Below are 10,308 nucleotides of genomic sequence, written 5' to 3'. Positions count from 1 at the left end.
GGTCCTCCCGGGGGCCGGACGGCGTCCTTGACAGGGCGGGCGCGGGGCGCTTCACTGCGGTGGTTTGAAACGATTCAAGCCGAGGAGTCGCCCATGTCGTCCGTCGCCGGGGTTTTCGGAGCCGTGGACATCGGCGCCTCGGGCGGCCGGGTCGTGGCCGGGGTGGTGGCCGGCGGCCGGACCACGCTGCACGTCGTGCACCGCTTCCCGAACGGGGTGGTCCACCGCGACGGGCGCCTGCGGTGGGACTTCACCGGCCTGTACCGGGAGGTGCTGACCGGCCTGCGGGCGCTGGCCGCCGGGTTCGGCGAGGTGGCGTCGATCGGCATCGACACCTGGGCCGTGGACTACGGGCTGCTGGGCGCGGACGGCGGGCTGCTGGCCGAGCCCGTCTCCTACCGGGACGGGCGGACGGCCGAGGCGGTGGAGCGGGTGCACGCGCGGGTGCCGTTCGAGGACCTGTACGCGATCAACGGCCTGCAGTTCCTGCCGTTCACCACGCTCTACCAGCTGGAGGCGGAGCGGTCGTCGCCGCTGTGGGAGGAGGTCGCGCACGTGGTGCTGCTGCCGGACCTGCTGGCGTACTGGTTGACCGGCGAGCTGCGCACGGAGGTCACGAACGCGTCGACCACGGGCCTGCTGGACGTGCGGACGCGCACGTGGTCGGCGGAGCTGGCCGCCGGTGTGCCGTTGCCGCCGTTGCAGGAGCCGGGCGAGGTGCGCGGCGTGCTGCGGCCGGAGGTGGCGCGGGCGACCGGGTTGCCCCGCGCGACGCCGGTCACGGCCGTCGGGTCGCACGACACGGCGTCGGCGGTGGTGGCGCTGCCCGCCGACGGGTCGCGGTTCGCCTACGTGTCCAGCGGGACGTGGTCGTTGGCGGGGATCGAGCTGCCGGCGCCGGTGGTGGACGGGCGGGCGCGGGAGCTGAACTTCACCAACGAGGGCGGGGTGGACGGGCGGATCCGGTTCCTGCGCAACGTGGGCGGGTTGTGGCTGCTCCAGGAGTCGATGCGGGAGTGGCCGGGGCTGGACCCGGCGGACCTGCTGGCGCGGGCGGAGGCGCTGCCGGCGGGTGGGCCGACGGTGGACGTGGACGACCCGGCGTTCATCCCGCCGGGTGACATGCCGCGTCGGATCGCGGAGGCGGCGACGGGTCCGTTGGCGGGTCCGGTCGAGACGGTGCGGTGCGTGCTGGACTCGTTGGCCGTCGCCTACGCCCGCACGGTGGACCAGGCGGCGCGGCTGACCGGGCGGGACGTGGACGTGATCCACGTCGTGGGCGGCGGGTCGCGCAACGACCTGCTGTGCCGGTTGACGGCGACCCTGTCCGGGCGGCGGGTGACGGCGGGTCCGGTGGAGGCCACCGCGTTGGGCAACGTGCTGGTCCAGGCGCGGGCCCACGGTGCCGCCCCGGCCACGCTGGAGGACATCCGGGCGCGCCTGGCCGATTCGGAGGACGTCCGGCATCACCTGCCCGAGTGACGTCCGGCGGGGTTCGCGGTGACGGGGGCCGCGGCGGGGCCGGGGTTCGCGGTGACGGGGGGCTGCGGCCGGGCCGGGGTTCGCGGTGGCGGGGGTCGCGGCGGGGCCGTCCGGTCACGTCGGACCCGCGTGGCGGGCCCATTCGCGGTGGAACCCCCGGACGTGGCGGGTCACGCGGGCCGCGGCCAGCTCGCCGTCGCCCGCCCGGACGGCGCGCAGGATCGACCGGTGCTCGCGGCGCAGCCGGACGGCGGTGCGGGACCAGTCGGGCAGCGCCTGCACGGCGTCGAGCACGGTGCGGTGGATCGCGTCGCGCAGGGCCGCCATGATCGCGGTGTTCACCGCGTTGCCGGCGGCGGCCGTGAGGGCGACGTGGAAGTCGGCGTCGAGTTGGTGGAACGCGTCCGCGTCGAGGTCGGGCGCGTCCATGCGGGTCAGCAGGTCGGCGGCGCGGGCGAGGTCGGGGTGGTCGGGGGTGGCGGCGGCCGCGCGCACCGAGTGGCTCTCGATCATGACGCGGGTGCCGACGAGGTCGGCCATCGGGAGCCTGCGGGTGGCCAGGTGCAGGCGCAGGGCCGCGCCGAGCCCGCCCGCGGGGTCGGCGATGACGGTCGTGCCCGCGTCGGGTCCGGAGCCGACGCCGCTGCGCACCACGCCCATCGCCTGGAGCACGCGGATCGCCTCGCGGACGGTGGCGCGGCTGACGCCGAGGTCCTCGGCCAGCCTGCGCTCGGCGGGCAGGTGCTGCCCCACGCCGAGCCTGCCCGCGCTCAGCTCCGACTCGACGTGCCGCAGCACCGCGCCGTACCCGGACACCGTCCGCACCTCCTGTGGTCTGACCACAGCCCTGGTGTGGTCAGACCACGCAGTCTAGACTCGTCGCGGTGAAGGTCGCGCTCTTCGTCACGTGCCTGGTCGACGGGCTGTTCCCGGACGTCGGCAAGGCCACCGTCCGGCTGCTGGAGCGGCTCGGCCACGAGGTGGTCGTGCCGCCGGGGCAGACGTGCTGCGGGCAGATGCACGTCAACACCGGGTACGCGGGCCAGGCGTTGCCGCTGGTCCGCAACCACGTGCGGGCGTTCGAGGACGCCGACGTGGTGGTCGCGCCGTCCGGGTCGTGCGCGGGGTCCGTGCGCCACCAGCACGCGGGCGTGGCGCGCGAGCACGGCGACCGCGCGCTGGCCGAGGCGGCCGAGGAGACGGCGCGGCGGACCTACGAGCTGTCGGAGTTCCTGGTGGACGTCCTCGGGGTCACCGACGTGGGCGCGTACTTCCCGCACCGGGTCACCTACCACCCGACGTGCCACTCGTTGCGCGTGCTGAAGGTCGGCGACCGGCCGTTGCGGCTGCTGCGCGCGGTCGAGGGCATCGACCTGGTCGAGCTGCCGGGCGCGGACACGTGCTGCGGGTTCGGCGGCACGTTCGCGCTGAAGAACGCCGACACCTCCACCGCGATGCTCGCGGACAAGATGAGCGCGGTCCTCGGCACGGGGGCGGGCGTGCTCACGGCGGGCGACTCGTCGTGCCTGATGCACATCGGCGGCGGCCTGAGCAGGCTGCGCGGCGGTGTCCGGCCGCTGCACCTGGCCCAGATCCTGGAGCACACGCGATGACGACGTTCCTGGGCATGCCCGCCGGCGGCGGCAACCTGACCGGCGAGCCGTTCCCGAAGGCCGCGCGCGAGGCGCTGGGCAACGCGCAGTTGCGGCGCAACCTCGCCAAGGCCACCGGCACGATTCGGGCCAAGCGCGCGGCCGTGGTCGGCGAGCTGCCCGACTGGGCGGGGCTGCGGGCGGCGGGGGCGGCGATCAAGGACGAGGTGCTGGCGAACCTCGACGAGTACCTGGTGCGGTTCGAGGAGGCGTTGACCAGCCGCGGCACGCAGGTGCACTGGGCGCGGGACGCCGACGAGGCCAACCGGGTCGTGGCCGGGCTGGTGCGGGCCACGGGGACGCGCGAGGTCATCAAGGTGAAGTCGATGGCCACGGTCGAGATCGGGCTGAACGAGGCGTTGGCCGACATCGGCGTGCACGCGGTGGAGACCGACCTGGCCGAGTTGATCGTGCAGTTGGGCCACGACAAGTCGAGCCACATCCTGGTGCCCGCGATCCACCGCAACCGGTCGGAGATCCGGGAGATCTTCCGGCGCGGGATGCCGGGCGTGGACCCGGACCTGACCGACGACCCGCGGGCGTTGGCGGAGGCGGCGCGCCGGCACCTGCGGCACAAGTTCACGACGGTGGACGTGGCGATCTCGGGCGCGAACTTCGGCGTGGCCGAGACGGGGTCGCTGGTGGTGGTCGAGTCGGAGGGCAACGGGCGGATGTGCCTGACCCTGCCGCGCACGCTGATCAGCGTGGTGGGGATCGAGAAGCTGGTGCCCCGCTGGCAGGACCTGGAGGTGTTCCTGCAGCTGCTCCCCCGGTCGTCCACGGGCGAGCGGATGAACCCGTACACGTCGGTGTGGACGGGGCCGACGGAGGGGCAGACCAGCCACGTGGTGCTGGTGGACAACGGCCGCACGGCCACGCTCGCCGACCCGGACGGCCGGGCGGCGTTGCGCTGCATCCGCTGCTCGGCGTGCCTGAACTCGTGCCCGGTGTACGAGCGCACGGGCGGTCACGCGTACGGCTCGACGTACCCCGGTCCGATCGGGGCGGTGCTGTCGCCGCAGCTCACCGGGGTGGACCGGAACCCGACGCTGCCGTTCGCGTCGTCGTTGTGCGGTGTCTGCTACGACGTGTGCCCGGTGGCGATCGACATCCCGTCCATGCTGGTCCACCTGCGGGAACGGGTGGTGTCGGCGAAGCGGACGACGCCGGAGTCGACCGCGATGCGGGCGCTGGCGTGGGCGATGTCGGACGCGCGGCGGTGGCGGCGGCTGGTGCGGCTCGGGAAGTTCGGCCGGGTGGCGAGCCGGCACGTGCCGCTGCCGGGGTGGTCGGCGGCGCGTGACCTGCCGCAACCGCCGAAGGAGACGTTCCGCGACTGGTGGGAGTCCCGGTGAGCGCGCGGGACGAGGTGCTGGCGAGGGTGCGGCGGGCGAAGGGCGCGCGGGCCGCGACGCCGGTGCCGCGGGAGTACCGGGCGGCGGGCACGCGCGGGCCGGGTGACGTGGAGCTGTTCGCCGAACGCCTGCGCGACTACCGGGCGCGGGTGCGGGTGGCGGAGGCCGGGGAGGTGGCGGCGGCGGTCGCCGGGGCGCTCCGGGAGCGCGGCGCGCGGCACGTGGTGACCGCGCCCGGCACGCCGCCGGAGTGGACCCGGCCGTGGGTGGACGCGGCGACCGGAGCGGACCCCGAAGCCGTCCGGGTCGAGGTCGTGCGCGGTCCGGTGGACGTGGCCGCGCTCGAACGGGCCGACGCGGTGCTCACGGCCTGTCACGTGGCGGTCGCCGAGACCGGCACGATCGTGCTCGACCACGACGCCCCCGACCAGGGGCCGCGCGCGCTCACGCTCGTGCCGGACTACCACCTGGTCGTGGTGCGGGCCGACCAGGTGGTCGCGGGGGTGCCGGACGCGGTGGCGGCGTTGGCCGGGGCGCGCACCCAGACGTGGATCAGCGGACCGTCCGCGACCAGCGACATCGAGCTGGAACGGGTCGAGGGCGTGCACGGGCCGCGCACGCTGGAGGTCGTCATCGTCCGCTGACCGACCGCGAAACCGTCTCACGTCGTGGACGGGTGCGCCCACAAACGCGAATTTCGCTAAGATCGGTCTCCCGACCGAGAGGCGCTGCAACGGGCCTTCGGCCCGCCACGCTCGGTCGGGCGCAAGGACCCGAAGGGCGCCTCCCACCACCATGGGAGGCCGCGTGTCGGAAAACGCCCTGCGAGAGCTGCTCGACCAGCGCGTCGCGGTGCTGGACGGCGCCTGGGGCACGATGCTCCAGGCCGCCGGGCTGACCCCGGCCGACTACCGCGGCGACCTGCTCGGCGACCACGAGCGCGACGTCACCGGCGACCCGGACCTGCTCAACCTGACCCGGCCGGACCTGGTGCTCGACGTCCACCGCCGCTACCTGGCCGCGGGCGCGGACATCACCACGACGAACACGTTCACCGCGACGGGCATCGCGCAGGCCGACTACGGCCTGGAGAAGCTGGTCCGCGAGATGAACCTGCGCGGCGCGCAGCTCGCCCGCCAGGCGGCCGACGAGGCGGGCGGCCGGTTCGTGGCGGGCTCGGTGGGCCCGCTCAACGTCACCCTGTCGCTGTCGCCGCGGGTGGAGGACCCGGCGTACCGGACGGTGACGTTCGACCAGGTGAAGGCCACCTACGCGGAGCAGATCGGCGCGCTCGCCGAGGGCGGCGTCGACCTGCTGCTCATCGAGACGATCTTCGACACGCTGAACGCGAAGGCGGCCGTCGCCGCGGCCCGCGAGGTCGCGCCGCACCTGCCGCTGTGGATCTCGGTCACGATCGTGGACCTGAGCGGCCGGACGCTGTCCGGGCAGACGGTCGAGGCGTTCTGGAACTCCGTCGCGCACGCCGACCCGCTGGTCGTGGGTGTGAACTGCTCCCTGGGCGCGGCCGAGATGCGGCCGCACGTGGCGGAGCTGTCGCGGATCGCCGGCGTCTACACGGCCAGCCACCCCAACGCCGGCCTGCCGAACGCGTTCGGCGGCTACGACCAGACGCCGGAGGAGACGGCCGCGCTGCTGAGGGAGTTCGCCGAGGACGGCGTGGTGAACATCGTCGGCGGCTGCTGCGGCACGACGCCCGACCACATCGCGCGGATCGCGGCGGCGGTCGGGGACCTCGCGCCGCGGTCGGTGGCGCGGGTGCCGGAGCGCAGCCGGTTCAGCGGCCTGGAGCCGTTCGAGATCGGCGCGGACACCGGGTTCGTGATGATCGGCGAGCGCACCAACGTGACCGGTTCGGCGAAGTTCCGCCGGCTGATCGAGGCGGAGAACTACCAGGCGGCGGTGGACGTCGCGCTGGAGCAGGTGCGCGGCGGGGCGAACCTGCTGGACGTGAACATGGACGCCGACCTGCTCGACAGCGAGCGGGCGATGACCACGTTCCTCAACCTGATCGCGACCGAGCCGGAGATCGCCCGCGTCCCGATCATGGTCGACAGCTCGCGGTGGAGCGTGCTGGAGGCCGGGCTGAAGTGCGTGCAGGGCAAGGGCGTGGTCAACTCGATCAGCCTGAAGGAGGGCGAGGAGCAGTTCCTCGCCCAGGCCCGCCGCATCCGCGACTTCGGCGCGGGCGTGGTCGTGATGGCGTTCGACGAGGAGGGCCAGGCCGACACGACCGAGCGCAAGGTCGAGATCTGCGGCCGCGCCTACGACCTGCTGACGCAGAAGGCGGACTTCCCGGCCGAGGACATCATCTTCGACCCGAACGTGCTGGCCGTGGCGACGGGCATCGCCGAGCACAACGGGTACGCCAAGGCGTTCCTGGACGCGATCCCGCTGATCAAGCAGCGCTGTCCGGGGGTGCGGATCAGCGGCGGCATCTCGAACCTGTCGTTCTCGTTCCGCGGCAACGACACCGTGCGCGAGGCGATGCACTCGGCGTTCCTGTACCACGGGGTGCGCGCGGGCCTGGACATGGGCATCGTGAACGCCGGCCAGCTCGCCGTCTACGAGGACATCCCGGCCGACCTGCTGGAGCTGGTCGAGGACGTGCTGTTCGACCGCCGCCCCGACGCCACCGACCGGCTGGTGACGTTCGCCGGCACGGTGTCCGGGTCGGGCACCAGGCGGGCGGTCGACCTGTCCTGGCGCGAGGGCACGGTGGAGCAGCGGCTGGAGCACGCGCTGGTGCACGGCATCGTCGACTTCATCGTCGAGGACACCGAGGAGGCCCGGCTGGCCGCGGCACGTCCGCTGGACGTGATCGAGGGCCCGCTGATGGACGGCATGAAGGTCGTCGGCGACCTGTTCGGGTCGGGCAAGATGTTCCTGCCGCAGGTGGTGAAGAGCGCGCGGGTGATGAAGCGCGCGGTGGCCCACCTGGAGCCGTTCATGGACGCGGAGAAGGAGGCGTCCGGCTCGACCCGCGGCAACGGCAAGGTCGTGCTCGCCACGGTGAAGGGCGACGTGCACGACATCGGCAAGAACATCGTCGGCGTGGTGCTGGGCTGCAACAACTACGACGTGGTCGACCTGGGCGTGATGGTGCCCGCGGCGAAGATTTTGGACACCGCGGTCGCCGAGGGCGCGGACGCCATCGGCCTGTCCGGGCTGATCACGCCGTCGCTGGACGAGATGGTGTCGGTGGCGGCGGAGATGCAGCGGCGCGGGATGGACCTGCCGCTGCTGATCGGCGGGGCGACGACGTCCCGGCAGCACACCGCGGTGCGGATCGCGCCCGCGTACGACCGGACCACGGTGCACGTGCTGGACGCGTCCCGGGTGGCGGGCGTGGTGTCGGCGCTGCTGGACCCCGACCGGGCGCAGGAGCTGGCCGAGGCGAACCGGGCCGAGCAGCAGCGGTTGCGCGAGGAGCACGAGAACCGGCAGAGCACGCCGTTGCTGACCGTCGAGCAGGCGCGGGCGAACGCCGAGGTGGTGTCGTTCGACGACCTGCCGACGCCCGCGTTCACCGGGCTGCGGGTGGTGGAGCCGTCGGTGGCCGAGCTGCGCGAGATGATCGACTGGACGTTCTTCTTCCTGGCCTGGGAGCTGAAGGGGAAGTTCCCGCGGATCCTGGAGACCAACCCGGCGGCGCAGGAGCTGTTCGACGACGCGAACGCCATGCTGGACCGGATCGTCGCGGACGGGTCGTTGCGGGCCCGGGGCGTGTACGGCTTCTGGCCCGCGCACGCCGAGGGCGACGACATCGTGGTGGACGGCAGGCGGTTGCCGATGCTGCGGCAGCAGACGGCCAAGCCGCAGAGCCGCCCGAACCGCTGCCTGGCCGACTACGTGGCGCCGGCCGGCGACCACCTGGGCGGGTTCGCGGTGGCGATCCACGGCGCGGAGGAGCTGGCCGCCCGGTACGAGCGGGAGCAGGACGACTACAAGGCGATCATGGTGAAGGCGCTGGCGGACCGGCTGGCCGAGGCGTTCGCCGAGCACGTGCACCTGCGGGCGCGGCGGGACTGGTTCGAGCCGGACGCCGAGCCCGCGCTGGAGGACCTGCACGCCGAGCGGTTCCGGGGCATCCGGCCCGCGTTCGGCTACCCGGCGAGCCCGGACCACAGCGAGAAGCGGGATCTGTTCGAGCTGCTGGGCGCGGAGCGGGTGGGGCTGGCGTTGACGGACTCGTTCGCCATGACCCCGGCGGCGGCCGTGAGCGGTCTGATCTTCGCGCACCCGGCGTCGCGCTACTTCACCGTGGGCCGCATCGGGCGCGACCAGGTGGAGGACTACGCCCGCCGCCGCGGGATGGCGGTCGAGGAGGTCGAGCGCTGGCTGCGGCCGAACCTGGCCTACGAGCCGGAAGCCTGACCCCGCCGGACACTCCGCCCAGGGGCTCGTCGCGCTCCGGCGAGGCCCGGCGGCCCGGGGCTCGGCACGCTCCCCGGCCCTCCCGACCGCGACTGCCGGCCCCGCGGCTCGTCGCGCTCCAGCGCCACCCGGACCGCGACCCGCCGGAGGTGACGCCCTGCGCTTCCACGGGTTCGGGAGCGGCGGAGGTTTCCCACCGGGCGCTCGCGCGCCGTCGGGGCCCGACCGGGTCGCCACCCGGCGAGGCCCCGCCGCTGCGGCGGGCGACGGGGCCTGTCCGACCGGCGTGCTCAGACGGCGACCGGTTCGCGGTCCCCGGTCGGGCGGGGTTCGGCGCGCTTGGCCGCCCGGCGTTCCTTGCGGCCCTCGACCATCGAGTAGAGGGTCGGCACGAGCACCAGGGTGAGCAGCGTCGAGCTGATCAGCCCGCCGATCACCACGATCGCGAGCGGCTTGCCGATGAACGCGCCCTCGCCGGTGATGCCGAGCGCCATCGGCAGCAGCGCGAAGATCGTGGCCGCGGCGGTCATCAGGATCGGCCGCAGCCGCCGCCTGCCGCCCTCGACCACCGCCTCCCGCACCGGCATGCCGTCCCGCCGGTACTGGTTGACCAGGTCGATCAGCACGATCGCGTTCGTCACCACGATGCCGACGAGCATCAGCATGCCGATCAGCGCGGGCAGGCCGAGCGGGGTGCCGGTGAGCAGCAGCAGGCCGATCGCGCCGGTCGCCGCGAACGGGATGGACACCAGCAGGATCAGCGGCTGCACCAGGCTGCGGAACGTGGCCACCATGATCAGGAACACGATCGCGATCGCGGCGAGCATCGCCAGGCCCAGGTCGGCGAACGTCTCGGCCTGGTCGGCGCTGACGCCGCCGATGCTGTGCGCCGCGCCGGCGGGCAGGTCCAGCGCGTCCAGCCGGGAGGTCAGCTCGGCGGTCACCGCGCCCAGGTCGGAGCCGGTGGCCTTGGCCGACACGGTGGCGCTGCGCGCGCCGTCGGTGCGCCGCACCTGCACCGGCCCGTCCACCACGGACACCTCGGCGACCTGGCCGAGCGTGACGCCGCCGGGCAGCGGCAGCGCGCGCAACGCGGCCACGTCGGTCGGCGCGGTCCCGGTGCGCAGCAGCACCTGCCGGGCCTCGCCGTCGACGGGCAGCTGCGCCACCGGCACGCCGCGCAGCGCCTGCGCCGCGAACTGGCCGATGGTCTGGCCGGAGAGGCCGCGGGCCGCCGCCGCGGCCGCGTTCACCGTGACCTGCACGCGGGGCGCGCTCACCGACAGGTCGTTGGTGACCTCGCCGACGCCGGGGGTGTCGGCGAGGGGCCGGCGGCACCGGGGCCCCGGCGGCCCCCCGGGTGGGGGCGGGGGGGGCGGGGGGGAGCAGGGCGAGGGTGTGGGAGAGACTCCCGGCGCCGCCCC

The 10,308-nt window shown here is 74.3% G+C and carries 7 protein-coding genes and 1 riboswitch; of the genes, 5 read left to right on the top strand and 2 right to left on the bottom strand.

The window, feature by feature from the left end; all coding sequences use genetic code 11:
• The first annotated feature begins 93 nt into the window (after positions 1-93).
• The gene (locus ACFXGA_RS25250; RefSeq protein ID WP_378091737.1) at positions 94-1,482 is read left to right on the top strand and encodes a rhamnulokinase family protein; all 1,389 of its coding nucleotides are present in this window, start codon (positions 94-96) and stop codon (positions 1,480-1,482) included.
• Between the two features lie 114 nt (positions 1,483-1,596).
• Here ACFXGA_RS25250 and ACFXGA_RS25245 read toward each other — a convergent pair whose 3' ends face one another.
• Positions 1,597-2,325 (bottom strand): FadR/GntR family transcriptional regulator, encoded by a 729-nt coding sequence (locus ACFXGA_RS25245; protein ID WP_378091735.1) that lies wholly within the window; start codon positions 2,323-2,325, stop codon positions 1,597-1,599.
• A 41-nt stretch (positions 2,326-2,366) separates the two neighbouring features.
• Between ACFXGA_RS25245 and ACFXGA_RS25240 the strand changes: the two genes are divergently transcribed.
• The 4 genes from ACFXGA_RS25240 to metH all read left to right on the top strand — a co-directional run bounded on the left by ACFXGA_RS25240 (position 2,367) and on the right by metH (position 8,884).
• A complete protein-coding gene (locus ACFXGA_RS25240) occupies positions 2,367-3,095 on the top strand; it encodes a (Fe-S)-binding protein (RefSeq protein ID WP_378091733.1) in 729 nt (242 codons plus the stop codon).
• The gene (locus ACFXGA_RS25235; protein ID WP_378091731.1) at positions 3,092-4,489 is read left to right on the top strand and encodes a lactate utilization protein B; all 1,398 of its coding nucleotides are present in this window, start codon (positions 3,092-3,094) and stop codon (positions 4,487-4,489) included. Before ACFXGA_RS25240 ends, ACFXGA_RS25235 begins: the two co-directional genes overlap by 4 nt.
• A complete protein-coding gene (locus tag ACFXGA_RS25230; protein WP_378091729.1) occupies positions 4,486-5,133 on the top strand; it encodes a lactate utilization protein C in 648 nt (215 codons plus the stop codon). The genes ACFXGA_RS25235 and ACFXGA_RS25230 overlap by 4 nt, the downstream gene beginning before the upstream one ends.
• 70 nt (positions 5,134-5,203) lie before the next feature.
• Positions 5,204-5,282, top strand: a riboswitch (S-adenosyl-L-homocysteine riboswitch).
• Between the two features lie 14 nt (positions 5,283-5,296).
• Positions 5,297-8,884 carry a methionine synthase gene (metH, locus tag ACFXGA_RS25225; RefSeq protein ID WP_378091726.1) on the top strand — a complete coding sequence of 1,196 codons (3,588 nt, stop codon included), beginning with the start codon at positions 5,297-5,299 and terminating at the stop codon, positions 8,882-8,884.
• 290 nt (positions 8,885-9,174) lie between these two features.
• Here the strand turns inward: metH and ACFXGA_RS25220 are convergent.
• Positions 9,175-10,308 (bottom strand): efflux RND transporter permease subunit (locus ACFXGA_RS25220; RefSeq protein WP_378091724.1); only part of this gene is annotated, 1,134 nt, incomplete at its 5' end.

The organism is Actinosynnema sp. NPDC059335, assembly GCF_042752395.1.
Lineage (GTDB): Bacteria > Actinomycetota > Actinomycetes > Mycobacteriales > Pseudonocardiaceae > Actinosynnema.
Note: the sequence above shows the minus strand (reverse complement) of the source record. Positions and strands in the feature narration are given on the sequence as shown.

Coding starts and splice junctions, on each gene's coding strand:
- ACFXGA_RS25250 (WP_378091737.1), top strand. CDS start 94: ATGTCGTCCGTCGCCGGGGTTTTCGGAGCCGTGGACATCGGCGCCTCG.
- ACFXGA_RS25235 (WP_378091731.1), top strand. CDS start 3,092: ATGACGACGTTCCTGGGCATGCCCGCCGGCGGCGGCAACCTGACCGGC.